This is a genomic window from Stenotrophomonas beteli (genome assembly GCF_001431665.1).
Classification (GTDB): domain Bacteria; phylum Pseudomonadota; class Gammaproteobacteria; order Xanthomonadales; family Xanthomonadaceae; genus Stenotrophomonas; species Stenotrophomonas beteli.
Window position 1 is genome coordinate 229,658 of the sequence record NZ_LLXV01000055.1, and the last position, 24,499, is coordinate 254,156.

Genomic DNA, 24,499 nt, shown 5'->3' on the forward strand with positions numbered 1-24,499 from the left:
GACCGTGCCGGCGAATCTTCGGCCGGGCATGGCCCGGCGCTACCGCTCGATCGCCGGCAACGCGTCCGACAACAGCAAGCGGTCAATACGCCGCAACGCACCTTCCAGCTGCCGGCGATCCGCGGCCAGCCCCAGCGACAAACGCACACCGCTCTGATGCGATACCCCCGGCGGACAGAACGCCGACGACGGCGCAATCGCCAGGCCCTGCAACTGTGCGGTACGCACCAGCGTGGCATCGGTCCACGGCGCTGGCACCCGGCACCAGGCATGCAGCCCTTCAGCCCGCTGCAGCAGCGATGGCGCCAGCAGGTAGCGCGCCATGCGCATGCGTTCGCGTGCCTCGGTGCGTACCTGGGCCAGCAGCGACTGCGCCGAACCATCCAGCAGCAGCTGGCTGGCCAGCGCCGACACCAGCGGATGACCCATCAGTCGCGTCGCGCGCAAGGAAGCCGTCATCGCTTCGGCGTGTGCGGCACTCGGGCAGTGCACGAAGGCGGTGCGCAGGCCGGGGCTGATCACCTTCGACAGCGTTGCTACGTAGAACACATGGCGCGGTGCCAGCGCCGCCAGCGGTGTCGGTGCTTCCTCGGCGAGGTGCCAGTAAGGATCGTCCTCGATCGCCAGCAGGCCCTCGCGTTCCACCACCCGCGCCAGTGCCTCCCGCCGCTGCAAGGGCAGGGTCAGCGCGGTCGGGTTCTGGCAGGTGGGGTTGAGATAGACCAGCCGTGCGCCGCTGCTGCGTGCATGCCGCACCAGCGCTTCAGGGCACATCCCGTGTTCGTCACCTTCCACCGGCAGCAGCCGGCGTCCCAGCGCCGCTGCGGCCTGCAGCAGGCCCGGATAGACCAGCGCATCGCAGAGGATCGTATCGCCATCGCGGCCCTGGCTGACCAGGATCGCGGCCAGCGCCACCTGTGCACCTTCGGTCAGCAGCAGGCAGGCGTCGTCCACCATTCCCAGCATGGGTCGCAGCCAGCGCGCTGCGGCGTGACGATCAGTGGGATTGCCACCGCCCAGGTGATAGGTCATCAGGTTCGGCGCGTTGCTGCGTGCAAGCACGGCGGCGGCGCCACGGCGCAGCATCTCGGCCAGCGCATCGGCGTCGGGCACTGGCGGTACGTTCATGCTCAGGTCCACCACCTGGTCGAAGCCAGCCTTGGGCGGTGCGATGAAACTGCCCTGGGGTCCACGGGCTTCGATCAGGCCGCGCTTGCGTGCTTCATCGAAGGCCCGTGTCACCGTGGTCAGGTCGATGCCGAGCTGCTGCGCCAACGCGCGCTGCGAAGGCAGGCGCTGTCCCGGTGCGAGGCCGCCGCGGCGCACCGTGCGTTCCAGCGAGTTGACGATGCGCAGGTAGATCGGCCCGCTGTGGGCGAGCACGTCCTGCACCCATTCGCGGGCTGCGACATCCGGTCGCGGCATGTACGGAGCATGTCGGGGCGTATCGTTGCTTCCAACGGCGGAAGCCTGTCCATAACCATCGGTCGGTTCGGGCAGGTGACCGCCGTTGTTGTTTGCAGCGGCCGTGCCGGCCAGCGTCAGTGATGTCATTGCGCGTCCTCAGCGCTGGGCCTGCCAGGGGCAGTAGCAGCCCACGGCAAGCAGTCCTTTCGGGCGCACGGTCTCGCCGCGTGCCAGTCTGTCCAGCAACGGTTCGACGAAGCTGTTGGCCGAGTTGCAGACCATGCCGATGCTGTACGGGCCGGCGTAGGCGAGGTGGCCCTGCCGGTCCCAGATCGCCACGGCGGGGCTGGCCGGGATGTGTTCGATGCCATCGATGGTCGGCAGGTTGATCACCTTGTTGCGCAGCGGCTCGGGCAGCTCGCCCTGCGTACCCGGGCGGCGGATGGCATAGAAGTCGATGCCGGCCCGGCGGTACATGCTGATCAGGTAGCTCAGGTGCGCACCGGTCTCGCGGTTGCACACGCCGCAGGCCGGGTCCCAGAAATGCACCACGCGGATGCGGCCGGTATCACCGGCCAGATCGGCCGGCAGGCGCAGCTGCGAATCGTCGAAGACGATGGCCTGTTCGGTGAACGTGGACTGCGCGCTGTAGCCGAAGTACTGCCACAGCGCAGCTGCGACGCCGGCCATGAACAGGCAGGCGAGGGCGATCATCGTCGACAGCAGCCAGCGGCGGCGCGGCGCGGCTGCGCCCATCAGGAATCTTCCCGGCCGAACTTGTGCACGTACTGCTTGCGCATCTCGCGGCAGGAGTCGGCCTGCGCACGGCGCTGGATCCCGCTACGCGATGGATCCTCGCTGCGCTGCTCGCACTGCTCGATGGCGTGGCGTTCGGCGGCCTGCACATCCACGGTCTGCGGCTGCAGGCAGACCCAGGCCAGCGCGGCCAGCATCAGCACTACAAAGCCACCGCACCCGGCCATCACCAGATGGAACTTCAGTTTCTCGGCGCGCATCGATGCACGTCCCTTCATCCATACATTGCATACAAAATATCATCGTGTATGGATGAAGCGCCATGCACCCGGTTCAGACGATGGCGTTGTACCGGGCCTCGGGGGCTTCAGACAGAATCTCGTTCAGCTTGCCCAGCGCCCCGGCCAGCGCGCCCTGGTCGACCGCGCCGCCCAGCGACAGGCGGATCGCGTTGCCCGGCGGCGGCTCTTCCACGCTGAAGGCGTCCGAGCTGGCGATGCCCAGGCCCTGTTCCTGTGCGGCCTGGATCAGCCGGTACTGGTCCAGCCGCGGCGGCAGCGGCAGCCATACGTGCAGGCCCGCCGGGTGCGCCCGCGCGCGGGACGGCAGGTACTGCGCGGCAATGGCCTGGCGCTCGCGCAGCTCCTGCTGGAAGCGCTGCACCATGTCCTGGGCCTGGCCGCTGCGGATCCACTGCGAGGCCACCGCCACCATCGATTGGGTCGGCATCAGCGCGATCGCACGCAGGGCGTCCAGCACCGGTTCCATCGGTTCGCCGGCCGGCACCACCAGGTAGGCGGTGCGCAGGCCCGGGGCCAGGCACTTGGACAGGGTGGAGATGTAGTAGACCGGGCAGCCGGCGTCGCGATGGGCGGCCAGCGGCGGGGCGGCGTCGCCGGCCAGCAACCAGTAGGGATCGTCTTCGATCACGGTCAGATCGTGGCGCTTCGCGACCGCCAGCAGCGCCTGCCGGCGCTGTGCCGACATCGTCGCGGTGGTCGGGTTCTGGATGGTCGGCACCAGGTACAGCAGGCGTGGGCGACGCAGCTGGCAAGCCTCTTCGAGCGCTTCGGGCAGCATGCCTTCGGCGTCCATTGCCACCGGCACCACGCCCCGCTGCAGCACGCGCGCGGCAGCCAGCAGGCCCGGGTAGGTCAGCTGCTCGGCGGCGATCAGCTCGCCCGGCTGGGTGCGGGCCAGGATCAGCGCGCACAGCGCGGTCTGCGCGCCGGGGCAGATCACCACCTGGTCGGCACCCACCGTGCCCAGCATCGGCGCCAGCCACTGCACCGCAGCGGCGCGGTCCTCGCGGGTGCCGGCGCCGACGTGGTAGCTCATCAGTTCGCCCTGGCCCAGCTGCTGGCCCAGGTGCTGGAAACCGGCCTCCATGCCCTGTGCGAACGGCGCGCTGCCCAGCAGCGGCGGGATGTTCATGCTCAGGTCCACCGAGGTGCTGCGGTTGCCGGCCGACAGCGCGATGAAGGTACCGCCGGCGCCCTGCGCATCGAGCAGGCCGGCCTGGCGCAGCTCGGCGAAGGCGCGGGTGACCGTGGTCAGGTCCACGCCCACCTGCTGGGCCAGGTCGCGCTGCGGCGGCAGGCGGTCGCCCGGGCGCAGCACGCCGTCATCGACCGCCTCGCGCACCTGCTGGGCAATCTGCAGGTACAGCGGGCCGGCGCCCTCGCGGAAGGGGCGGACCCAGGTGCGATTGGGGTGTTTCAGGCGGCGGCCGGCGGCAGGTGGTGTCATCGGTCAGGTTTTCCATACGTGCAGGTGCACAAGTCCATACAATGATGTATCTTGTATGGGCTTGATTGGAGTGGATCGCCTTCTTGTAGGCGGCCTCGTACCCACAGTGTAGCCGCTCCACGCCCGGGCGCTGCGCGCAGGCGAGCCGGTCAAGCGCGCTTCTTCAACAGGGTTGACCTCCAATGAATATCTGCTGGAACCGCATCCGCCTGGCGCTGGTCGCCCTGGCCTGCGTCGGCCTGTCGGGCTGTGACTGGGTGCTGCTGGATTCGAAGGGCATGGTTGGGCTCGCCCAGCGCGACCTGATCCTGATCTGCATCGGCCTGATGCTGATCGTGGTGATACCGGCCATCGTGCTGACCTTCGTGTTCGCGTGGCGTTACCGCGCCGGCAACACCAAAGCGAAATACACCCCGGACTGGTCGCACTCCACCAAGGTGGAGATCGTGGTCTGGGGCGTGCCGTTGATCATCATCGCGGTGCTGGCGGTGATCGTGTGGAAGTCCACCCACGCGCTGGACCCGTACAAGCCGCTGGAGGTCGCCGGTGAACCGCTGCACGTGGACGTGATCGCCACCGACTGGAAGTGGGTGTTCGTGTACCCGGACCTGGGCATCGCCACGGTCAACCAGCTCAACTTCCCGGCCAACCGCCCGCTGGCGTTCAACATCACTTCCAACTCGACGATGAATACCTTCTTCATCCCGCAGCTGGGGGGGCAGATCTACGCGATGGCCGGCATGCGCACCCAGCTGCACCTGATCGCCAACGAGCCGGGCCAGTTCCGCGGCATGTCCGGCAATTACAGCGGGCATGGCTTCTCGAACATGAAGTTCATCGCCACCGCCAGCAGCAACGAAGACTTCGAACGTTGGGTGGCCGAGGTGCGCAGCGCACCGGACGCGCTCAGCTTTACGCAGTTCAAGGCGTTGGCCGCGCCGTCGAAGAACGCACCGGTGCAGCACTTCTCCAGCGTTGAACCGCTGTTGTTCAAGAAAGTCATCGACCAGTTCATCGGTGTCGGTGAGAACACCACTGCCGCGGCCCCGGCTGGCGCTGCCGCTGGCGTCCAGGTTTCCCAGGAGTAACGAACATGTTGGGCAAATTGACGTGGGAGGCCGTGCCACTGCACGAGCCGATCGTCGTGGTCACCTTGGCGGCGATGGTGCTGGGCGGCCTCGCGCTGCTTGGCGCGGTGACGTACTTCAAGCTGTGGGGCCTGCTGTGGCGCGACTGGTTCACCACTGTGGACCACAAGAAGATCGGCATCATGTACGTGGTGGTGGCGCTGGTCATGCTGGTGCGTGGCTTCGCCGACGCGCTGATGATGCGCGCGCAGCTGGCCGCGGCCGGGCCGGGCAGTGATGGCTTCCTGCCACCGGAACATTACGACCAGATCTTCACCGCGCATGGCGTGATCATGATCTTCTTCGTGGCCACTCCGTTCGTAGTCGGCTTGATGAACATCATCGTGCCGCTGCAGATCGGCGCGCGCGACATGGCGTTCCCGTTCCTCAACGCCTTCAGCTTCTGGATCTTCGTGGTCGGCGCCGCGCTGATGATGATCTCGCTGGGCGTTGGCGAATTCGCCATGACCGGCTGGGTGGCCTATCCGCCGCTGTCGGGCATCGAGTTCAGTCCAGGCGTGGGCGTGGACTACTACATCTGGGCGTTGCAGGCGTCGGGCATCGGCACCCTGCTGACCGGCGTCAACCTGTTCATCACCATCCTGCGCATGCGTGCGCCGGGCATGACGCTGATGAAGATGCCGGTGTTCACCTGGACCGTGCTGGTCACCAGCGTGATCATCATCGCCGCGTTCCCGATCCTGACCGTGGCGCTGGGCGCGCTCACCCTGGACCGCTACCTGGACTTCAACTTCTACACCAACACGTTGGGCGGAAACCCGATGATGTACGTGAACCTGGTGTGGGCCTGGGGCCATCCGGAGGTGTACATCCTGGTGCTGCCGGCGTTTGGCATCTTCTCTGAAGTCACCGCCACGTTCGCGCGCAAGAAGCTGTTCGGCTACAAGTCGATGGTCGGCGCCACGCTGGCGATCGGCATCCTGTCGTTCATCGTCTGGCTGCACCACTTCTTCACCATGGGCTCCGGTGCCAGCGTCAATGCCTTCTTCGGCATCATGACGATGATCATCGCCATTCCCACCGGCGTGAAGATCTTCACCTGGTTGTTCACCATGTACGGCGGCCGGGTCGAGTTCAGCGTGCCGATGCTGTGGACGATCGCGTTCCTGGTCACCTTCACCATCGGTGGCATGACCGGTGTGCTGCTGGCCATTCCGGGCGCGGACTTCCTGCTGCACAACAGCCTGTTCCTGGTCGCGCACTTCCACAACACCATCATCGGCGGCGCGCTGTTCGGCTACCTGGCCGGCTTCGCCTACTGGTTCCCGAAGGTGTTCGGCTTCACCCTCAACGAGCGCCTGGGCAAGTGGTCGTTCGCGTGCTGGGTGATCGGTTTCTACCTGGCCTTCATGCCGCTGTACATGCTCGGCTTCATGGGCATGACCCGCCGCATGAACCAGTACGACAACCCGGCGTGGACGCCGTACCTGATCGCTGCCTTCATCGGCGCGCTGTTCGTGTTCGCGGGCATCATCCTGATGCTGGTGCAGATCTACGTGAGCGTGCGCGACCGCAAGCGCAACCTGGACCTGACCGGCGACCCGTGGAATGCACGCACGCTGGAATGGGCCACGCCATCGCCGCCGCCGTTCTACAACTTCGCCGTGGTGCCCAAGGCCGATGAGCTGGACGCCTTCCACGAAGCGAAGAAGCGTGGCCTGCCGCCGCCGCCGAAGACGTACGCACCGATCCACATGCCGAAGAACACCGGCGTGCCGCTGATCCTCAACCTCTGGATCCTGGTGCTGTGCTTCGCCCTGGTCTGGCACATCTGGTGGATGGCCGCGGCCAGCTTCATCGCGATGATCGTGACCCTGATCGTGCGGTCCTACGACGAGGACGTGGACTACTACGTCAGTTCCGAAGAGGTGGCGCGCACCGAAGCGGCCAACCTGGCCAAGCTGAAGGAGGTACGCGCATGAACCTGTTGACCCGCCCGGAGCTGGCCAGCGACACGCAGGCGCACGAGGACCACCCCGCGCACGACCACGCCCATGAACAGGGTGGCATGAAGGTGTTCGGCATGTGGGTGTACCTCATGTCCGACCTGGTGCTGTTCGGCTCGCTGTTCGCCTCGTACGCGGTGCTCAGCACCGCCTACGCCGGCGGACCGACCGGCAAGGAGCTGTTCTCGCTGCCGTTCGTGATGACCGAGACCTTCCTGCTGCTGGTGTCCAGCATCACCTACGGCCAGGCCGTGCTGGCGATGCACCGCCACGATGCATCGGCGGTACTGCGCTGGCTGGGCGTGACCTTCGTGCTCGGTGCCTCGTTCATCGGCATGGAGATCTACGAGTTCTCGCACCTGATCCACGAAGGCGCGGGCCCGAGCACCAGTGCCTACCTGTCGGCGTTCTTCGCGCTGGTCGCCACCCACGGCCTGCACGTGGCCAGCGGCCTGGTCTGGATGGCGGTGGTCATGCACCAGGTGTACCGCCGTGGCCTGACCCCGACCAACATCACCCGCGTGTCGTGCCTGAGCCTGTTCTGGCACTTCCTGGACCTGGTGTGGATCTGCGTCTTCACCTTCGTCTACCTGATCGGAGCCTTCTGACATGGCCCACGTCGAAACCTCGCGCGCCGGCAATGCGCACGGCTCCACCAAGTCCTACCTGATCGGCTTCGTGCTGTGCGCGCTGCTGACCGTGGTGCCGTTCGCGCTGGTGATGAATCCGGTGCTGTCGCGGCCGCTCACGCTGTTCCTGCTGGTCGGCTTTGCGGTCGCGCAGATCCTGGTGCAGCTGGTGTTCTTCCTGCACATGGACCGCAAGTCCGAAGGCGGCTGGAACCTGGCCAGCTTCGTGTTCACCCTGGTGATCCTGTTCATCGTCGTCGCACTGTCGGTCTGGATCATCTGGAGCATGCACTACCACATGATGATCAACTGAGCCTGCGAACCGTGAAAGGCATTGCGTTCCCCCAACGTGGCCTGCGCCTGGCCGCAGGCCTGCTGCTCGGCCTGCTGCTCGGCCTGCTGGCCGGCTGCAGCGCGCAGTCGCGCATGGACTTCTACGCCAGGGACATCGCCTGCGAAGAACTTGGCCAGCACTGGTCGATGCCCGACAGCCACGGCACCGTGCATGGCCCGAAGGACCTGCAGGGCCAGGTGACCTACCTGTTCTTCGGCTTCACCAGCTGCCCGGATGTGTGCCCGACCACCATGGTCGAGCTGGGCCAGGTCAAGCACCTGATGGGCAAGGATGCCGACCAGCTGCAGGTGGTGTTCGTCAGTGTCGATCCGGCACGCGACACGCCTGAGGTCGCGCGCACCTATGTGGAAGCGTTCGATCCGAAGGCCATCGCACTGGTCGGCAACGAAGCGCAGCTGGTGGCAATGGCCAGTGACTTCAAGGCGTTCTACGAGAAGGAACCGGGCCAGCTGCCCGATACCTACACGATGAGCCACATCGCCGGCGGCTACGTGTTCGATCGCCAGGGCCGCCTGCGCCTGTTCGCACCCTACGGCATGCCGGTGGAGAGGCTGTTCTCCGATGTGCAGCGCCTGCTGCTGGAACCGGCCCATCCGGCTGCTGGCAACGATGCACTGGCCAGCTGCAGCCTCAAGCACACCGGCACACTCGCCGCGCGCTGACGCCGGTGGGTGCCAACCTTGGTTGGCACAGCTGTAGAGCCGAGCCTATGCTCGGCTCAACGCTCACCGTGCATCCTGCAGACCGCAGCCGAGCATAGGCTCGGCTCTACATGCTCGCCGCCCCTCGCAGGACCAATCCCCCGGCCGGCCAGGAGAGCCAACCAGCCGGGGGCACCACTCAACGCCTTACCTGGTTTCTTCCCACTGCACCACATCCGGCTCGGCCGCCTTGATGCCGGCGGTCGACAGCAGCGTGGTGGTTGCATCCAGCGCCGCGTTCACCGAGGGGTACTCGACGATCGCCCGGCCGGAGGCCTTGGACACCTTCACCACGGTGCCTCCGGTGGCAGTCGCCGCACGCTGCGCCGAGGCCGCATCGGTGAAGAACACCTTGACCCGCGACGTCGCCACCACCGGCGCGCCGTCGTTGGACACCGCTGCGGCGAACTTGCCGGCACCGGCATCCAGCCGCGCCGCCGCACCGGTGCCGCCGGCATCGAGAGAGCGCTTGCTGCGGGCGCCGGTGGTTGCCGCAGCGGCGTCCGCGGCCGGGGTGATCCTGAACTGGCCACCACCGGCTGGCTGCACGGTGGCCGACGGTGCCAGGCGGAAGCGGTTGCCGCCCACATCGAAACTACGGCCGGTGGCTTCGGCCTTCAGTGCCTGTGCGTCCACGGTCGACAGGGTCCTGGCAGCGGGGGCCTGGCCGGAGCTCTGTGCCCAGGCGGTGGAGGTGATCGCCGCGAAGGCGAGGGTGCTCAACAGAATGGTCGTCTTCATCATCAGTGCCCCAGAACGCGGATCTTGAAGAATTCGAGGTTGCCACGCGATGCAGCGTTCGCGGCCTGCCCCATGTCGGTGACTTCCAGCGTCCAGGTGCCGGTGGCGCTCTCATCCAGGAAGGCATTGCTGGACAACAGGTCCCAGCTGGTGAAGTTGCGCTGTACACCATTGGTGCCCGAGCCGATGGCGGTGAACGCCGGCTGCACCACGCTGCGCGTGCCACTGGGCGAGATCAGCACGAACTGCAGCTGGCGGGTGTTGCTGTGGTTGACGCGGAAGCCCAGCTGCACGCTCTCGATGTTGCGCGCGCCATTGGCCAGCTGGAAGGTCAGGCGCGCGGCGGCGGCCGAGGTGTTGCCGATGGCCACCGTACGCGTTGTGGTGCGCCAGCCGCTGTCCACCAGCGCACCGAGCGACTGGAAGTTCTCCGCCACCTGCACCGCACGCGCGGCGTTGACCACACCGAAGCCGTACCAGTTGCTGTAGGCGCGTCCGGCGGCGTTCACCGTCCAGCCCGGCACCAGCACGCGGCCATCGGCCAGCGTCACCGCCGCCCGGTTCGGGTCGGTGCGGGTGGCGGTCGTGGCCAGGATGTACTTCACATCGCGGTAGGAAAGGTTCGGATTGGTTTCCAGTACCAGCGCAGCCACACCGGACACCATCGGTGCCGAAGCGGACGTGCCGTTCATCTTGGCCGTGTAATTGCAGGTGCTGTCGATGGCCGACTGATTGCTGTCCAGCGTGTTCTGGCGGTTGGTGTTCTTGTTGCTGCCCTGTGCGCATCCGGTCACGTCGGTGGTGACGATGGCCGGGTCGTAGGCACGCGCCACCAGCCCTGGCGCGTACTGCGCCTGCAGGCCGTACTCACCGCCGAAGGCCGACACCCACAGCGCCGAACCGGTGGAGGAATAGGACGAACGTACACCGTCGGCGCGCACCGCACCCACGGTGATCACGTTGAACAGGTTGTTGCGCGGGTCACGCCCGGCGGGCACGCAGCCGGTGTTGCGGTTCTTGGTGTCGGCGGTGCAGATGTCCTGGCCGGTGGAGAGCGTGCCGTTGTTGTGGTTGTTGCCGGCCGACTTCACGTAGATGCCACCACGACCACCGCGGGTGCCCGACAGGGCCTGCTCGTAGGCGCTGATGTCGTTCTGGCTGTAGGCGAAGGGCAGGTTCGGATTGCCCGGGCCGGCGCCCCAGCTGTTGTTGAACACCTGCACATCGGCCGATTCGGCGCCATCCCACCAGGCGTACTCGATGTTGCTCTGCTGGTTGCCCTGGGCCGAACTCGAAATCGGGTTGAAGCCTTTCAGCGTCGCCGCCGGGGCCACGCCGCGCACGCCGCGGTTGTTGGCGCCCACCGCGCCGGCGATGCCGCCGACCATGGTGCCGTGGTTGTCGGCGTCGGGGTTGGACGGTGTCGGGTTGTTGGACCCGTTGGCGAAGTTCTTGCCGGCCACCGCCGCCACGTTCGCGGCCAGGTCCGGGTGGGCGATCTGCAGGCCGTCATCGACGATGGCGATGGTGACACCCTGGCCGCGGATGCCATTGCGGAACAGGCCATCCACGTTCAGATCGTTGCCGGCCACCGGCAGCGTGTCGGCCGGCACCGTCTGCCCGGTATTGAGCAGATGCCACTGGATCGAGGCCAGCGGATCGGCCTGCTGGGCCTGGGCGGTAACGGCCAGGCTGCCCAGCACCAGGGCGGTGGCAAGGGCCAGGCGCGCGGAGCGCGGTGGCACGGAGCGTTGCGTGTGTCGCTTCATACACGAATCCTTCTGTTGTGAATCGGCATGGCAGGACGGCGGGGCGGAACTGCCCCATCGCAACGAGCCAAACGCAGCACCACGAGCTCCCCCCTACGTCGAACAGGCACGGATGTTTCGATGTGCGAAGTGCGTCACAAACACTCATGACACTCGGTAATAACGACTACACATTTCTGTTGGTGGCCCGCATCCACGCATGGCGTGGCGCTACCGGGTCTCATCGCGTGGCGTCACATCCGACTGTGCTACTACAGCCCGTGCATCCTTCCGCATCGGAGCACGATGATGGTCAATCCCCTGGCCCAGGCCCATCGCGGCCTTGGCACCACCCTGTTCAGCCTGTTGAACCCGATTCCGTTCGGGTTCTTTGTCGGCGCCCTGATCTTCGATGCGATCTACCTCAACAGCGCCGAGGTGATGTGGGGCAAGGCCGCCGCCTGGCTGATCACCTTCGGCCTGCTGATCGCCATCGTGCCGCGCCTGATCAACCTGTTCGCGGTCTGGCGCCGCAACGGCAGTGCCACCGGCATCGATCGCATCGACTTCTTCCTCAACCTGGTGGCGGTGGCGCTGGCCATCTGGAACGCCTTCGTGCACAGCCGCGACGCCTACGCCGTGGCCGTGCCGGGCACGATCCTTTCAGCGCTGACCGTGGCGCTGATCGCGCTGGGGCTCATCCTGCTGTCGCTGCAGCCGCCGGTGCGGCATGGAGGTCGTCATGGCTAAGCTCTTCCTGCCCACCGTGGCGGTGCTTTCGTTGGCGGTGATGCTGTCCGCCTGCGCGGGCAAGGCCGAGTACCACCCCTCTGACCAGTCCGGCGCGAAGCCGCCGCTGCCGGCACCGCAGAATTTCCTGATGCCGCCCATGCAGGTGCCCAAGGGCGTCGGCTGGGCCGAGGGCCAATCGCCCACGGTGGCCGAGGGCCTGAAGATCGAGCGCATCGCCGCCAACCTGCAGCATCCGCGCCGACTGCTGGCCCTGCCCAACGGCGATGTGCTGGTGGTGGAGGGCAACGGCCCCGGCGAAGAGCCGGTCACTACGCCCAAGCAATGGATCGCCGGCAAGGTGAAGGCGCGCTCGGGCAAGGCCGGCAAGGGCGGCAACCGGGTCACCCTGCTGCGCCGCACGCCCGGCACCAACACCTGGACCCAGCACGTCTACATCGAGGGCCTGCATTCGCCGTTCGGCATCCAGCTCATCGGTGACACCCTGTACGTGGCCAACACCGGCAACATCGTGCAGTTCCATTACGTGCCCGGCGAAACCCGCATGTCCGACAAGGGCCGCGAGTTCACCGACCTGCCCAGCACCATCAATCACCACTGGACCAAGGAACTGCTGGCCAGCCGCGATGGCCGCAAGCTGTACGTGGGCGTGGGTTCCAACAGCAACATCACCGAGAACGGCCTGGCGGTGGAGTACCGGCGTGCGGTGGTGCTGGAAGTGGACGTGGCCACCCGTGGCAGCCGAATTTTCGCCTCGGGCATCCGCAACCCGACCGGCCTGGACTGGGAGCCAAGCACCGGCACGCTGTGGGCAGTGGCCAACGAGCGCGACGAGATCGGTGCCGACCTGGTTCCCGATTACCTGACCTCGGTGAAGGAAGACGGCTTCTACGGCTGGCCCTACAGCTACTACGGCCAGCATGTGGATGAGCGCGTGCAGCCGCAGCGCCCCGACCTGGTGGCCAAGGCGATCGTGCCGGACTACGCCATCGGCTCGCACGTGGCACCGCTGGGCCTGCTGTTCTATACCGGCCAGGCGCTGCCCGCGCAGTACCACGGCGGTGCCTTCATCGGTGAACACGGCAGCTGGGACCGCTCGCCATTGAGCGGCTACGAGGTGGTGCATGTGCCGTTCAAGGACGGCAAGCCGACCGGGCGGCCACAGACCGTGGTGAGTGGCTTCGTCTCGAAGGACGAGAAGACCCTGATGGGCGCACCGGTAGGCATGGCGATGGACGCCGAGGGCGCGTTGCTGGTGGCCGACGACGTAGGCGATGTGGTGTGGCGGGTGTCGGCCAAGTAGCTGTGTAGCATTGAGCCATGGCCGAAGGACATCCGGTAGAGTCGACTGTCAGTCGACTCGCGCGCGCAGCGCGTGCTTTTCCTGTGAGCAGCGAAGAACAGTCGACTAACAGTCGACTCTCCCTTCGACTCCACCCCGTCGGCTCAACCACCGGGTTCAGCGTGCCCGGAACCCGCTGAACACCGATTCGGCGGCAAAGCCCACGCCGCCCAGCAGCACGCCGAAGTACACCACCGTGGCCACCACGAAGGCGTAACCGGCCGCCACCGCCGCGCCGTCGCGCTGGATGAAACCAATGGCGAAGGACATCAGCGCCAGCGCCGGCAGCGTATTGCTGAAGGGAATCGGGCCGGCCGGCGCCATCAGCAGCAGCGTAGCCACCACCAGCGCCAGGTTGTTCAGGCGCATCATCTTCCTCGAACGCACCATCACCGCCAGCCGCATCGGCCGCGACAGCCGCTCCATGCGATGCACCCACTTCAACGCGCGGCCGAGGTTGGTCTTCAGCGTTTCGGTGGCGATCTCGCGGCGTGCCAGCTTCCGCGGCACCCACAGCGGGCGGTTGCGCAGCCGGCTCAGGCCGATCAGCAGGATCGAGGCGCCAAACACCGTGCTCAGCCCGGGAATCGACACCGGGATGATGAAGATGGCCGAAAGCAGGATCACCACCAGCAGCAGGCCCTCATCGCCCAAGGCGCTGAGCAGGGTGCCGACACTGACCCGTTCGCCGGGCAGTTCGTCGATCATCTGCTCGATCTGCTGGGCCAGTGGCGCGGTGTCGTTGGGGTCGGGGGCACGGTAGGTCATGCGTCGAAAGGGCTTAGGGAAGGGCGGTCAGGGGGGCCGTCCTGCGGTGGGGGACGCACAGGCCCCTGAAGTATCCCGGCCAATGTGGGCAAAGAGGTGAACCGGGCATGAGGCGCTAAACTGGCCCGCCCCGCACGAGTGCAACGCAATGGACATGGGCCGCAGGCAATCGACCATCGAACTGGTCGCCATCGATATGGATGGCACCCTGCTGGACCCGGCCCACACGCTCACTGCACGGGCCAAACAGGCCATCGCACAGGCGCGCGCGCTGGGCGTGCACATCGTGCTGACCAGCGGCCGCCCGGTTCCCGGCCTGGCCCCGTTCCTGCACGAACTGGGCATCACCGGCGACGACGACTACTGCATCGCCTGCAACGGCGGCCTGGTGCAGCGCATCGGCACGCGCGAAACCGTGGTCGAGTATCCGCTCAGCTTCGATGACTTCCTGTTCTGCGAGCAGGTGGCGCGCGAACTGGGGGTGCACTTCCAGGCGCTGGACAGCCAGCGCATCTACACCCCCAACCAGGACATCAGCGACTACACCGTGGCCGACTCGCATCTCTCGCGGATGCCGCTGTCCTACCGCCGGGTGGCCGACATGGACCGATCGATGTCCTTCATCAAGCTGATGATGATCGATGCGCCCGAGGTGCTGGACGCGGCCATCGCGCGCCTGCCCAGCGCGCTGACCGAGCGTTTTGCCGTGCTGAAAAGCGCACCGTTCTTCCTGGAAGTGTTCGACCACCGCGCCGGCAAGGGGCCGAGCCTGCAGAAGCTGGCCGAGCATCTGGGCATCGACCGCGCCAACGTGATGGCCATCGGCGACCAGGAGAACGACCTGACCATGCTGCAGTACGCCGGCACCAGCGTGGCGATGGGCAATGCCATCGATGTGGTGAAGGCCGTGGCGCGGTTTGAAACCAGCAGCAATGCCGATGACGGCGTGGCCCGCGCCATTGAGCGCTTCGTGCTGCGGTAAATCGCGCGGCCATCTTCTGGTAGGTGCCAACCTTGGTTGGTACACGCAAACGGCAAGTGCCGACCAAGGTCGGCCTCTACCAGGTCCCATCCGCCCAGGTAGCAGCCAACCCTGGTTGGCATACGCCGACGGCAAGCGCCAGGCTATACCCACGTATAGCCCATCCATCCCCATCGCCATCGGCGCTGTACCACGGTGCAATGGCGAGTGCGGCAGTGCGATGCAAGAATTCCGCACGTCGAAATCACGCCATCGCATTGAGCGGCTGAGGATCGTTTTCCTCCGTCGCTGACCGGCGCGCACTGCGCCGTCACCCCCCAACGCCATCGCATCACCAGCCAGCGCACCGACACCGGTGCCGCGCCGCGCTGGGCGTGCGCTCGCGCCGTCTTTCCCCACTGCACGCTGGATCTGTCCATGAACAACCCACCCACGACGCGCCTGGCGCTGGCGATCCTCACCGCCATCGCCGCACCGGTCCATGCTGCCGGATCGGCGGACACCGCGCACGACACGCCCACCACCCTGAACGCCCTGCAGGTCATCGCCACACCGCGCGGTGCCGCCGTTGCACCGACCCAGGTGGTAGGCCCGAACCGCTACATCATCAAGGCCGAAGACCTCGATGCCATGGTCACCGGCAACAACGGCCTGGCCATGCTCAAGCAGGTGCCCGGCGCCAGCTACACCGCCACCGATGGGCTGGGCCTGGATATCTCGGCCACCAGCCTGTTCGTGCGCGGCTTCCGCATGAATGAAATGGGCATCACCTTCGAAGGCGTGCCGCTGAACGACAACGGCTTCCTCTCGCTCACCGGCACCAGCGTGGTGAACGTGGGCGTGCCCGATGGCATCGGCGCGATCACGGTCAGCCCCGGCGGCGCACCGGTCAGCGTGTTTTCCAGCAGCGTCAACGGCGGCAGCCTGGAATACCGCCTGCGCGAGCTGCAGGACACGCCCAGCCTGCGCGTGAAGCAGGGTGTGGGCAGCAACAGCACCTTGGTCACCACCGTATCCGGGCAGAGCGGCCAGCTGGGCGCGCAGGGCCCGAAAGTGCTGGTCGACCTGCAGCGCGTGTCGGCCGACAAGTACCAGGGCGGTGGCACCCAGCACTTCCTGCGCGGCGACCTGAAGCTGCAGCAGGATGTGGCCTGGGGCGATTTCACTGTGTTCCTCTCTGACAGCAAGGCCAAGGTCTGGGGCTACAACAACATCTCCTTCGACATGATCCGCAAGCTGGGCTGGAAGGCCGACAGCTTCTACCCGGATTACGCCCGCGCGTACTATGTGGCCTCGCCGGAGAACGCAGACAAGCCCTGCGGCGCCTATACCTGTGGCGAACTGTCGGGGCTGATTCCCTACGACACCGGCCAGAGCACCCGCGACCGCGTGTCCTCGATCAATCATCGCTTCCAGATCAACCCGGCGCTGAGCGGCAACGTGCAGCTGTACAACGCCAACAGCCACACCCAGGCCACGCTGACCGACCCCACCGTGCCGTCACCCAACGGTGCACCCTTCTCCGAGCAGGTGCAGACGCCTCGCCTGAACCGGTTGGGCGGCATGTTCAATGTGCAGTTCGAAGCCGGTGCGCATACGTTCACCGCCGGTTTCTGGCAGGAGAAGAGCAAGGCCGCAGCCAGGACCGAGTGGTACCAGCAGCCGCTGCTGGGCGAGGGTCCGCCGCTGAAGGCCACCGGGCCATTCGATGTGTATGGGCCGGCGTTCAAGACCGACAACGCCTCAAGCTGGGTGACCCGCTCGCGCCAGTTCTACCTGCAGGACGACATCGTGCTGAATGACACGCTGAAGCTCGGCGTCGGCTTCAAGGCCGTGGATTTCCGCACCCGCGGTGGCGGCCTCGGCGATGCCGAGGACCGGCCGGTGAACGGCACGCTGCGCGCCAGGAGCAACTTCCTGCCACACGTCTCGCTGTTCTGGAGCCCGACTGAATCCACCGATGCCTTCATCGACCTGGCCAACACGATGAACGGCTACCGCGTGGCCCAGCGCGGCAACATCGGCTACACCGCCTCGGCGTGGACCATCACCGACCAGGAGGAATTCGACCGCGTGGCCGGCACGCTGCGCCCGGAGAAGAACTGGAACCTGACCGTGGGCGCATCGCATCGCTTCGACCGGCTGACGATCACTGGCGACGTGTTCTACAACGATATCCGCAACCGCCTGTTGTCGGCGGCCATCGGCACCCAGTTCGCGCAGATCAATACCGTGCGGCTGATGCCGAAGATGCATGTGATCGGCGCCGACCTGGGCATCACCGCCGACCTCACCGACCACCTGCAGTTCTACCAGGGCGTGGCCGTGGCCCGTTCGTACTACGACAGCGATTTCGTGGTGGGCGACACGGTGTACCCGATCAAGCGCAACGCCCAGCCGGGCTACCCGCAGATCTCGCTGGTGAGTGATCTTTCCGCGCACTTCGGCGACTGGCGCTTCGGTGCCACAAGCACCTCGTACCTGCGCCAGCCCTTCACCTACGAGAACGACATCCGCGTTCCCACGTTCTGGCAGGTCAACACCTATGCCGCCTACCGGTTTGGTGCGGATAGCGCGGTGCCCGGGCTGGAGCTGCGGCTGGATGTGAGCAACCTGTTCAACCGCCACAACATCGGCACCGCCACCATTGCCGGCTCGTCGTTCTCGGGCGATTACCAGACCCTGCAGCGCAGTGCGCCCCGGCAGCTGATGTTCAGTACCTCGATGGCGTTCTGAGGCAACCAGGGACTGGGTCAGAGCCCTTTGCTGCGCAAAGGGATCCGACCCCGCTGCCATCCCGTGATCGGGGTCAGATCCCTTTGCACAGCAAAGGGCTCTGACCCCCGACCCCTGCCTTGCGCAATCAACAGGGATTTTCTGGCGGCGACGCAAGGTTCCCACAATGTTGCTGCGTCATCCTGTTGGCATGGCACAGCACCACACGCAATCACCGCTGTTCGGCATCCGGGGCCCGGGACGGCCCCGGCAGGCGCTGTCCGTGGCGCCTGCGATCGACCTGCGGGCCGAATACCAGTTCTGGCACGTCTACGAACGCGTGGTCCGCCCGCTGCCCGGCGGTGGGCTGCCGCAGGCGTGGTTGGTGTGCCAGAAGGTCTATCGCGACCGCTGGCAGCACCCGGAGGACAGCGAGGCGGCGGGACTGTCGCGGGTGCTCTTCGGCGACAACATGACGGCTGGCCGGGCGTCGGAGCTGGCGGAGCTCCACGCGCTGGTCAGCCGTCGGGTGGCGGTGCTGGCTCGGCGAGGCGTATTGTTCGGGCGCGGCCGCTGACCCGCACATCTGCAGGGAATTCCGATGGATCTTCTTCCGGGGCAATATCGCATCCTCGCGTACCGCGGATTCCACGACCTGCCACGGCTGATGCTGGTGACCGATAGCGCATCAAAGCACTGGGTGCTCGACTGTCCGTTCGAGGACGAACGGGATGACTACGCGCCGATGTATCGCGTCCTTGCCGTGGAAGCTGGTGCCGCAGGGCCGGCGGAGATATGGGAACGGCACAGTCGTAGGCTTCTGCCTAGCGTCGGCGTTCTGCCAGTAAAAAGGCTGCAGTTTGACGAGACGCGGCGTGCCTCCTTCATCCTGACGTGATCCTTTGTTACACCCCCGGCTTTCCTCGATCCAACTGCCGATACCCGATCGCCTCAGCCAGATGCGCAGTCTGGATAACCTCGCAACCGGCCAGATCTGCAATCGTGCGCGCCACCCGCAGAATCCGGTGCATCGCCCGCGCGGACAGTTGCAGGCGTTCAATCGCCTGCTCCAACAAGTCCTGATCGGCCTCGCTCAGTCGCGTGCATGCCCGCAGCGCCGCGGGCGGCAGATGCGCATTGAGCCCGCCACGCACCTGCTGCATGGCATGGGCGGCTTCCACTCGTGCACGTACCGCAGCACTGGGCTCCCCCAGCGGCGTGCTCTCGCGCAGCTCCACCGCATCCATGCGCGCCACACTGATGTGCAGGTCGATGCGATCCAGCAGCGGCCCTGACACCCGCGCACGATAGCGGTTGATGCGCTCTTCACTGCACAGGCAGCGATTGCTGCGGTCACCGGCCCACCCGCAGGGGCACGGGTTCATCGCCGCCACCAGCTGGAAGCGGGCCGGGTACTGCACACTGCGCGCCGCACGGGAAATTCGGATATGGCCCGACTCCAGCGGCTCGCGCAGCGTCTCCAGCGCGCTGCGGTTCCACTCGGGCAGTTCATCCAGGAACAGCACGCCGTGATGGGCCAGCGATATCTCGCCGGGGCAGGGCGGGTTGCCGCCGCCCACCAGCGCCGCCGCGCTCGCACTGTGGTGGGGAGCGCGGAACGGCCGTTGCCGCCAACGCTTCGGGTCCAATCCCTCGCCACTCACCGACACAATTGCAGCCAGCTGCAGTGCTTCGGCTTCTTCGGTATCCGGCAGCAGCCCGGGCAGGCGCGAGGCCAGCAGCGTCTTGCCGCAGCCGGGGCTGCCGATCAGCAGCAGATGATGGCCACCGGCCGCAGCCACCTCCAACGCGCGCCGCGCATGCGCCTGCCCGCGCACGTCGGCCAGATCGGGCAGCGGCAGCGGTGTGGTGTCCACGCGTTCCACGGGTGGCAACAGGCGCGGGTTGCCCAGTCCGGCGCAGCACTCCAGCAGCGTGCGCGCCACCCGCACATCGGCGTGCTCGGCCAGCGCTGCTTCGGCGGCATTGCCCGGGGGTACCACCAGGATGCGCCCGGCGTCGGCGGCTGCAATCGCGGCCGGTAATGCACCGGCCACCGGGCGTAGTTCTCCGGTCAGCCCCAACTCGCCCAGGAACTCGTACTGCAGCAGCGACTGTGGATCGATCTGTCCGCTGGCCGCGAGGATGCCCAGTGCGATGGCCAGGTCGTAGCGCCCGCCTTCCTTGGGCAGATCGGCGGGTGCGAGATTCAAGGTGATGCGCCGCTGCGGGAAATCGAAGCGCGCACAGAGCAGGGCGGCACGTACTCGCTCGCGCGATTCACGCACGCTGGTTTCGGCCAGGCCCACGATCTGGGTGGCGGGCAGGCCACCGGAAAGATGCACTTCCACCCGCACCAATGGGGCATCAACCCCGGCGCGGGCGCGGCTGTGGACCAGCGCCAGGCTCATGTGTTGCTTCCTGCAGAGGGACGCTTGATGGTGCTGCAGGTGTGTTATGGCGAACCATCGGGAATTGCGGGTGAAGCGGCTAGGGGGATTACCAATGGAGTCTTTGACGGAGTCCTTCCGGCTGGCGACCTGGGTCCATCCCGAGGCGGCGGGAACAGCATTTGCTCGAGCTGTCGGTGGAAAGCGATACAGTGCCGGAAGGCGGATGAGGGGATGAATATCCATCCCCTTGCCCTGGTACGATAGCCACGTAGTCAGATGACGATGATGCAACGCCTAGCGGTCGCTTGCGGTAACCCCACATCGCTTCAGCTCATCGTATGTCGACCGATCCAGTACCAGGCTGAACCCGGCGGTTGTCGGCACCAGCACACGCGTGGCGCCAGAAGATATTGCAAAAATCTTCCGCCCGCTTGGATCCTGGAACCAGCCTGCATTGATTCCTTGCGAGCTCATGCCGTTGGTGCGTTTGCGCAAGGAAGCACCAATCTGGTCGGTTGCCTGGATATCAATCAGTGAGCCACGTTGGAGATGAGCGCTCCAGAAGCCTGCATGCAGGTTGACACCACTTCTGTCGACCACCACCTTCGAGCGCACGGCCAGCATGACCGTCGAGGCTGACATCGCCAAGCCGATAGCGCAAAGGACGGCAATTCCGACTGCCTTCTTCCTTGGCTCCAGGCCGCCGTAGAATGCCAAGCCTACGGCGCAGGTAAAGAGAAAAGCGACGGGAACAAGTTCCTGAAGGAGCACGCCGCGGGTGAACAATGAGATGGGAATCGTACATTGCATCGGTTCGGATCTCCTAGCTAACGCCCCAATGACTTTTCGGTGTGGAGCAGCGTCGCTTCAACCAGATCAGGCAATTCTCCGTCGTCGTAGTCGAGCAGATGCTGTTCCTTCATCGCGGCAAAGAACGCACCAAGTTCGGCTCTGGCCAAGTGGTCCTTGGTCAATTCGTATATCCCTGCCGAACCAGTAAGCCGCGCCAAGCGGGCCGCGACCTCGAGGTTCTGCCGGGCTCCCGGATCCGTGCGTTGCAGGAGCTCGCCGTACGGGCGAGCCGTCCTGCTCTCCTCGTTATCCTCGCCGCCACCGTTGACCAACACGCTGGATACGATGGCCGCAAGCGTGAAGGCAACAACCGCTGAATGGACACCCACGGCGGCGACGACGGCAGCGACGACCACGGCGAAAGCGCCGAGAACCTCGGGCGTGCTGCTGCTGTCACTGAGAGAGGCCAGCGCCGCAGTGTCCAATGGCGTGGCGCCGCCTCCCGAGGTGGCCAGCAACGTTCTGTAGGTCTTCAGATCCAGCTTGGCGCCTGGTGTCAGTTCGAGCCCGTTTGCAATCGAATCCCTATTCCGCTGAATGATCTGAACGACCCTCTGTGTCAGTGCATCAGTGGACACAGGGGAGAACGTCCCGGCTGCCTGAAGATAGGAAACTACTGCGCGGTAGTCCCTATCCTGGACCGCTTGCTTGACTTCAGATTGAGACATCGCGACCAACAGCGCCACGTTGACATCACTCTTCACCAGCTCTGAGCCATCCATTCCTCGAGTCTTCAGGAACGCAGAAGGATCTCGGTTGAAGTCGTCACTGGCCGTGCGATCCAGAAGCAGATCTTCAATGAGCGCGCTGAATCGAGCGTACTCAAGCCAACCCTCAGCTGGAACTCCAGCCCGCGAAATGGGCAGCAAAAGGCGGTCGGCTCCGTGGGACCCACCTGTCAGGCTCCCGGGCTTTCCATAGAGCCGCTTGCCGGCGCTGGACACAGTTGCCCCGGCTGTAGCGGGTGCCACTGTCGCGGCAACGAGGGCGGACTGGATGAAACGACGACGCTTCATTGCAATGCCTCCTTGGCAGGTTCGCTTGGGGTGAGTTTCAGGCCGGCCGCATCAACGGCTTTGGCCAGGAAGAAGCGGGTCATCACTGAGGACATGAATTCCCTGTGCCCTTCCCGCAGACGAGCGCGCACGTTCTCGTTCTTGTGGAGGATCACGCAGGCCTGGCAGATATGTACAACATCCTTCAGAAGATTCCCTACGGTGTCGCCGGGAAGAAGCTGCTCGACAATCCGGTACGGACCGTCCACGTGAATCCAGTACTTGAGAAAATCGCCTGTCTGTCGCCGATAGATCTCCGAGGCCGACGCGTTCTGGACGTTGCCAAGCTTCATTTCGGGAATGTGCTCCAGTGCCAGACCACAGCATGCAGAGACCTCGCCGTAGGGCGTAACAACGATGTTGTCGAAGATCTGATCGCATCCTTTGCGCAGCGCTTGCTTCGCGACTGTGCCGACGCGTACGTCACTGTTCTCCTGGAATGGCATCCATGAGTTGGACTGAATGACGATCCTCCTGTCCCGAACCAGCGCTTGAACCTCCTTCTGCTCCACCACCGCGCGGAAGTGTGGGCTCCCCTCAACATCTGCTTCGATAGTGATCAGGCAGAACAATCCATGCTCGGCGGCGGCAACGGCGCAATGCATGATGCTCTTGGCTGAAACCCACTCCTGGTGGTCCTTGCCCGTGCTCAGATTCAGCTCTCTAAGCCCAGCACCTGCCAGTTCGGCGATCTTTCTGCGTGCGCCTGCGAGCGTCTTTCCCCACGAACCGTTACTGACGATTCTGGTGGAAAGGCCCTCCTGGGTTGCATGCGCGATGGCAGCCGTCAGATCCGCTTTGAGCATCGTAGCCTCGCCGCCGCTGAACACCGCCATGAGCAGGGATGGAAAGCTCCGTTTGGCGTCAGATATGGCCTGCGTCATCGCCTCAAGAGATAGGCGGCCTTTGACCCGTGGGCTGGACTCGAAGCAGCACTGGCGACACTCAGCGGTGCAGCCATAGGTCGTGATCATCGTGATGGTGCGGGGAGAAAGATGCTGATCGAGTAACACGTCATAGCCTCCTAGTCCGACAGAAAGTACCCAGTTCAAGGCAGTGCGGAAGCATTGGTTCGTCTCTACTACGGTCGACTACTTCAGCACCGTCAGCGCGGCGTTCTGCAGGATCCAAGTGCCCGTTCCATACAGGGGTGCAGGAGAGGGGACAGGTCTAACCGGTCTAAGGATCGGATGGCTTGATCGGGAAAGGCTTGACCGTTCGCGCTGGACGGGGCGTGGCTCGAAGACCGGTTGCTAGACAAAGCCGGCGTGCATGGCCCCCACGCCGCGCCGGCCATAGCCGCCTGGCAGGCGCAAACTTATGTCCAGCAATCCGGTTCTTGAGTTCCGACCACCGATGCACGGTGGCGCAGTAACGATTACCTGCTGTTATGCGGAATGCCAACGGGTTGGGGTCAATGACGCCAAATCCCGAGACGTTTTTGGCATTGTCGCATCGCACCGGAAGAGGCGAGAGCCTTGGCGTGCCTGGCGGAACGGAACTTCTGCAACGGAGTCGTCAAAACGGTCCGGAAGTGACGCTGGGTGCGGCAAATGCGACAGCATTGGTCCAACGGCCGCTGATGGATGCCGCGTACTTCGCCTCCACGCGGGAGTGACTTTCCACCCATTGACGCTACCGCGCACCGCGCACAATCTGACGACCGCTGTAGTCACTCGGCTCTGTCCTGCCCGCAGCAGCAAGGTTCTGCAGCTTTCGAATGGATTCCACCCACTGGCGCCGGCCAAAACAAGGATCACTGCACGTGCCACGCCGCAGCCGACTGCTTCTCTGCTCGGGTCTGGTCCCGCTTTCCGTGGTTCCTGTTCTGGACCAGCGTTGCCGCCGTATTCGCACCGGGTTACAACCCGCTTGCGCAGCACGCCAGCGAGCTGCTGCAGGCGCCCACGCTCGCAAGCATCTGCGGCAGGATCGCCGCCATCGGCTCCGGCGTCGGGTTCGTGGTGTTCTCCATTGGGGTATGGCGCGAATCCGGGCGCCGCATTGCCGTAGGCGCGATCTGCTGGATGATTTTTGGCGTTTCGATGCTGACCAACGGGCTCTGGCCCATGGGTCATCCGATGCACGGATTCTACGCCATCGGTATCGCCAACATCATTGCACCGGCGATGTCGCACATCGAGTTGAGCGCGTGGTCTGCCGACCGGAGGGCGTACGCTGTGACTGCTATGGCGAGCATCGCGGGCATCCTCTATCTCTGGTTGAACCTGGTGGGCGCGGATCCTGAGGGGTACCGGGGGCTGACCCAGCGCCTGTTCTCATCGATCAACTCGCTGTGGCCATTCCTGGTGGCGCTGTATCTGGTGCGCCGGGGCTCGGGCGAAACGAAGACGCGTCCCGCGCTTTGATGGGTGGGCACGAGATAATTCAAGTAGCGTCCTGCCCACTGCTTCTTTCTGGCCAAACCGCACCGCTCAGGGCTGACGGCCTATCGGGCAACG

22 protein-coding genes and 1 pseudogene are annotated in these 24,499 nt (G+C 65.4%); 12 read left to right on the forward strand and 11 right to left on the reverse strand.

Features of this window, described 5'->3' with window-relative positions:
- Positions 1 to 39 precede the first annotated feature (39 nt).
- Genes ARC23_RS15025 through ARC23_RS15040 form a run of 4 tightly spaced genes read right to left on the reverse strand, consistent with a single transcriptional unit; the run spans position 40 to position 3,912 of the window.
- A complete protein-coding gene (locus tag ARC23_RS15025; RefSeq protein ID WP_057497937.1) occupies positions 40 to 1,554 on the reverse strand; it encodes an aminotransferase-like domain-containing protein in 1,515 nt (504 codons plus the stop codon).
- A gap of 9 nt (positions 1,555 to 1,563) precedes the next feature.
- Positions 1,564 to 2,163 carry a DUF6436 domain-containing protein gene (locus ARC23_RS15030; protein WP_057497938.1) on the reverse strand — a complete coding sequence of 200 codons (600 nt, stop codon included), beginning with the start codon at positions 2,161 to 2,163 and terminating at the stop codon, positions 1,564 to 1,566.
- A complete protein-coding gene (locus tag ARC23_RS15035; RefSeq protein WP_238985250.1) occupies positions 2,163 to 2,441 on the reverse strand; it encodes a hypothetical protein in 279 nt (92 codons plus the stop codon). Before ARC23_RS15035 ends, ARC23_RS15030 begins: the two co-directional genes overlap by 1 nt.
- Before the next feature lie 55 nt (positions 2,442 to 2,496).
- Positions 2,497 to 3,912 (reverse strand): aminotransferase-like domain-containing protein, encoded by a 1,416-nt coding sequence (locus ARC23_RS15040; protein ID WP_057497939.1) that lies wholly within the window; start codon positions 3,910 to 3,912, stop codon positions 2,497 to 2,499.
- A 182-nt stretch (positions 3,913 to 4,094) separates the two neighbouring features.
- Between ARC23_RS15040 and cyoA the strand changes: the two genes are divergently transcribed.
- Genes cyoA through ARC23_RS15065 form a run of 5 tightly spaced genes read left to right on the forward strand, consistent with a single transcriptional unit; the run spans position 4,095 to position 8,652 of the window.
- Positions 4,095 to 5,000 carry a ubiquinol oxidase subunit II gene (cyoA, locus tag ARC23_RS15045; RefSeq protein WP_057497940.1) on the forward strand — a complete coding sequence of 302 codons (906 nt, stop codon included), beginning with the start codon at positions 4,095 to 4,097 and terminating at the stop codon, positions 4,998 to 5,000.
- Between the two features lie 5 nt (positions 5,001 to 5,005).
- Entirely contained in the window at positions 5,006 to 6,982 is a 1,977-nt protein-coding gene (gene cyoB, locus ARC23_RS15050) for a cytochrome o ubiquinol oxidase subunit I (RefSeq protein WP_057497941.1), read from the forward strand.
- Positions 6,979 to 7,614, forward strand: coding sequence for a cytochrome o ubiquinol oxidase subunit III (gene cyoC / locus ARC23_RS15055; RefSeq protein WP_080393088.1), 636 nt, complete (start codon positions 6,979 to 6,981; stop codon positions 7,612 to 7,614). The genes cyoB and cyoC overlap by 4 nt, the downstream gene beginning before the upstream one ends.
- A 1-nt stretch (position 7,615) precedes the next feature.
- On the forward strand, positions 7,616 to 7,948 hold the full coding sequence (gene cyoD / locus ARC23_RS15060; protein ID WP_006474871.1) for a cytochrome o ubiquinol oxidase subunit IV: 333 nt from the start codon (positions 7,616 to 7,618) through the stop codon (positions 7,946 to 7,948).
- Positions 7,949 to 7,959: 11 nt separating this feature from the next.
- Positions 7,960 to 8,652 carry an SCO family protein gene (locus tag ARC23_RS15065; RefSeq protein ID WP_057497942.1) on the forward strand — a complete coding sequence of 231 codons (693 nt, stop codon included), beginning with the start codon at positions 7,960 to 7,962 and terminating at the stop codon, positions 8,650 to 8,652.
- A 186-nt stretch (positions 8,653 to 8,838) separates the two neighbouring features.
- Here ARC23_RS15065 and ARC23_RS15070 read toward each other — a convergent pair whose 3' ends face one another.
- Positions 8,839 to 9,435, reverse strand: a complete 597-nt coding sequence (locus ARC23_RS15070; RefSeq protein WP_057497943.1) for a hypothetical protein — start codon at positions 9,433 to 9,435, stop codon at positions 8,839 to 8,841.
- Positions 9,435 to 11,201 (reverse strand): S8 family serine peptidase, encoded by a 1,767-nt coding sequence (locus ARC23_RS15075; RefSeq protein ID WP_057497944.1) that lies wholly within the window; start codon positions 11,199 to 11,201, stop codon positions 9,435 to 9,437. The genes ARC23_RS15070 and ARC23_RS15075 overlap by 1 nt, the downstream gene beginning before the upstream one ends.
- Before the next feature lie 288 nt (positions 11,202 to 11,489).
- On the opposite strand from ARC23_RS15075, the gene ARC23_RS15080 reads away from it, so the two are divergent.
- Both ARC23_RS15080 and ARC23_RS15085 read left to right on the forward strand, forming a co-directional pair.
- The gene (locus ARC23_RS15080; protein WP_057497987.1) at positions 11,490 to 11,930 is read left to right on the forward strand and encodes a DUF2231 domain-containing protein; all 441 of its coding nucleotides are present in this window, start codon (positions 11,490 to 11,492) and stop codon (positions 11,928 to 11,930) included.
- Positions 11,923 to 13,233: a PQQ-dependent sugar dehydrogenase gene (locus tag ARC23_RS15085; RefSeq protein WP_057497945.1), complete on the forward strand. Its 1,311-nt coding sequence runs from the start codon at positions 11,923 to 11,925 to the stop codon at positions 13,231 to 13,233. The genes ARC23_RS15080 and ARC23_RS15085 overlap by 8 nt, the downstream gene beginning before the upstream one ends.
- A gap of 156 nt (positions 13,234 to 13,389) precedes the next feature.
- Here the strand turns inward: ARC23_RS15085 and ARC23_RS15090 are convergent, their stop codons facing one another.
- Positions 13,390 to 14,040 (reverse strand): exopolysaccharide biosynthesis protein, encoded by a 651-nt coding sequence (locus tag ARC23_RS15090; protein ID WP_057497946.1) that lies wholly within the window; start codon positions 14,038 to 14,040, stop codon positions 13,390 to 13,392.
- Between the two features lie 148 nt (positions 14,041 to 14,188).
- Here ARC23_RS15090 and yidA point away from each other — a divergent pair, with 148 nt between their 5' ends.
- From yidA to ARC23_RS15110, 4 genes are all read left to right on the forward strand, one after another.
- Positions 14,189 to 15,022 (forward strand): sugar-phosphatase, encoded by an 834-nt coding sequence (yidA, locus tag ARC23_RS15095; RefSeq protein WP_057497947.1) that lies wholly within the window; start codon positions 14,189 to 14,191, stop codon positions 15,020 to 15,022.
- Between the two features lie 417 nt (positions 15,023 to 15,439).
- Positions 15,440 to 17,758 (forward strand): TonB-dependent receptor, encoded by a 2,319-nt coding sequence (locus ARC23_RS15100; protein ID WP_057497948.1) that lies wholly within the window; start codon positions 15,440 to 15,442, stop codon positions 17,756 to 17,758.
- A gap of 166 nt (positions 17,759 to 17,924) precedes the next feature.
- On the forward strand, positions 17,925 to 18,314 hold the full coding sequence (locus ARC23_RS15105) for a hypothetical protein (protein ID WP_057497949.1): 390 nt from the start codon (positions 17,925 to 17,927) through the stop codon (positions 18,312 to 18,314).
- 24 nt (positions 18,315 to 18,338) lie between these two features.
- Positions 18,339 to 18,635 carry a hypothetical protein gene (locus ARC23_RS15110; RefSeq protein ID WP_057497950.1) on the forward strand — a complete coding sequence of 99 codons (297 nt, stop codon included), beginning with the start codon at positions 18,339 to 18,341 and terminating at the stop codon, positions 18,633 to 18,635.
- A gap of 7 nt (positions 18,636 to 18,642) precedes the next feature.
- Here ARC23_RS15110 and ARC23_RS15115 read toward each other — a convergent pair whose 3' ends face one another.
- The 4 genes from ARC23_RS15115 to ARC23_RS15130 form a co-directional block, all read right to left on the reverse strand.
- Positions 18,643 to 20,148 (reverse strand): YifB family Mg chelatase-like AAA ATPase, encoded by a 1,506-nt coding sequence (locus ARC23_RS15115; RefSeq protein ID WP_057497951.1) that lies wholly within the window; start codon positions 20,146 to 20,148, stop codon positions 18,643 to 18,645.
- Between the two features lie 276 nt (positions 20,149 to 20,424).
- Positions 20,425 to 20,940 (reverse strand): hypothetical protein, encoded by a 516-nt coding sequence (locus ARC23_RS15120; protein ID WP_057497952.1) that lies wholly within the window; start codon positions 20,938 to 20,940, stop codon positions 20,425 to 20,427.
- A 17-nt stretch (positions 20,941 to 20,957) separates the two neighbouring features.
- A complete protein-coding gene (locus tag ARC23_RS15125; RefSeq protein ID WP_152985274.1) occupies positions 20,958 to 21,998 on the reverse strand; it encodes a hypothetical protein in 1,041 nt (346 codons plus the stop codon).
- Positions 21,995 to 23,050 carry a radical SAM/SPASM domain-containing protein gene (locus ARC23_RS15130; RefSeq protein ID WP_057497954.1) on the reverse strand — a complete coding sequence of 352 codons (1,056 nt, stop codon included), beginning with the start codon at positions 23,048 to 23,050 and terminating at the stop codon, positions 21,995 to 21,997. Before ARC23_RS15130 ends, ARC23_RS15125 begins: the two co-directional genes overlap by 4 nt.
- A 707-nt stretch (positions 23,051 to 23,757) precedes the next feature.
- On the opposite strand from ARC23_RS15130, the pseudogene ARC23_RS15135 reads away from it, so the two are divergent.
- A pseudogene (locus tag ARC23_RS15135) lies at positions 23,758 to 24,406 on the forward strand (DUF998 domain-containing protein).
- Positions 24,407 to 24,499 lie beyond the last annotated feature (93 nt).

Bases quoted from the DNA above. Each gene is read 5' to 3' on its own strand.
- ARC23_RS15025 (WP_057497937.1), bottom strand. From the start codon at position 1,554: ATGACATCACTGACGCTGGCCGGCACGGCCGCTGCAAACAACAACGGC.
- ARC23_RS15030 (WP_057497938.1), bottom strand. From the start codon at position 2,163: ATGGGCGCAGCCGCGCCGCGCCGCCGCTGGCTGCTGTCGACGATGATC.
- ARC23_RS15035 (WP_238985250.1), bottom strand. From the start codon at position 2,441: ATGAAGGGACGTGCATCGATGCGCGCCGAGAAACTGAAGTTCCATCTG.
- ARC23_RS15040 (WP_057497939.1), bottom strand. From the start codon at position 3,912: ATGACACCACCTGCCGCCGGCCGCCGCCTGAAACACCCCAATCGCACC.
- cyoA (WP_057497940.1), top strand. From the start codon at position 4,095: ATGAATATCTGCTGGAACCGCATCCGCCTGGCGCTGGTCGCCCTGGCC.
- cyoB (WP_057497941.1), top strand. From the start codon at position 5,006: ATGTTGGGCAAATTGACGTGGGAGGCCGTGCCACTGCACGAGCCGATC.
- cyoC (WP_080393088.1), top strand. From the start codon at position 6,979: ATGAACCTGTTGACCCGCCCGGAGCTGGCCAGCGACACGCAGGCGCAC.
- cyoD (WP_006474871.1), top strand. From the start codon at position 7,616: ATGGCCCACGTCGAAACCTCGCGCGCCGGCAATGCGCACGGCTCCACC.
- ARC23_RS15070 (WP_057497943.1), bottom strand. From the start codon at position 9,435: ATGATGAAGACGACCATTCTGTTGAGCACCCTCGCCTTCGCGGCGATC.
- ARC23_RS15075 (WP_057497944.1), bottom strand. From the start codon at position 11,201: ATGAAGCGACACACGCAACGCTCCGTGCCACCGCGCTCCGCGCGCCTG.
- ARC23_RS15080 (WP_057497987.1), top strand. From the start codon at position 11,490: ATGGTCAATCCCCTGGCCCAGGCCCATCGCGGCCTTGGCACCACCCTG.
- ARC23_RS15085 (WP_057497945.1), top strand. From the start codon at position 11,923: ATGGCTAAGCTCTTCCTGCCCACCGTGGCGGTGCTTTCGTTGGCGGTG.
- ARC23_RS15090 (WP_057497946.1), bottom strand. From the start codon at position 14,040: ATGACCTACCGTGCCCCCGACCCCAACGACACCGCGCCACTGGCCCAG.
- yidA (WP_057497947.1), top strand. From the start codon at position 14,189: ATGGACATGGGCCGCAGGCAATCGACCATCGAACTGGTCGCCATCGAT.
- ARC23_RS15100 (WP_057497948.1), top strand. From the start codon at position 15,440: ATGAACAACCCACCCACGACGCGCCTGGCGCTGGCGATCCTCACCGCC.
- ARC23_RS15105 (WP_057497949.1), top strand. From the start codon at position 17,925: ATGTTGCTGCGTCATCCTGTTGGCATGGCACAGCACCACACGCAATCA.
- ARC23_RS15110 (WP_057497950.1), top strand. From the start codon at position 18,339: ATGGATCTTCTTCCGGGGCAATATCGCATCCTCGCGTACCGCGGATTC.
- ARC23_RS15115 (WP_057497951.1), bottom strand. From the start codon at position 20,148: ATGAGCCTGGCGCTGGTCCACAGCCGCGCCCGCGCCGGGGTTGATGCC.
- ARC23_RS15120 (WP_057497952.1), bottom strand. From the start codon at position 20,940: ATGCAATGTACGATTCCCATCTCATTGTTCACCCGCGGCGTGCTCCTT.
- ARC23_RS15125 (WP_152985274.1), bottom strand. From the start codon at position 21,998: ATGAAGCGTCGTCGTTTCATCCAGTCCGCCCTCGTTGCCGCGACAGTG.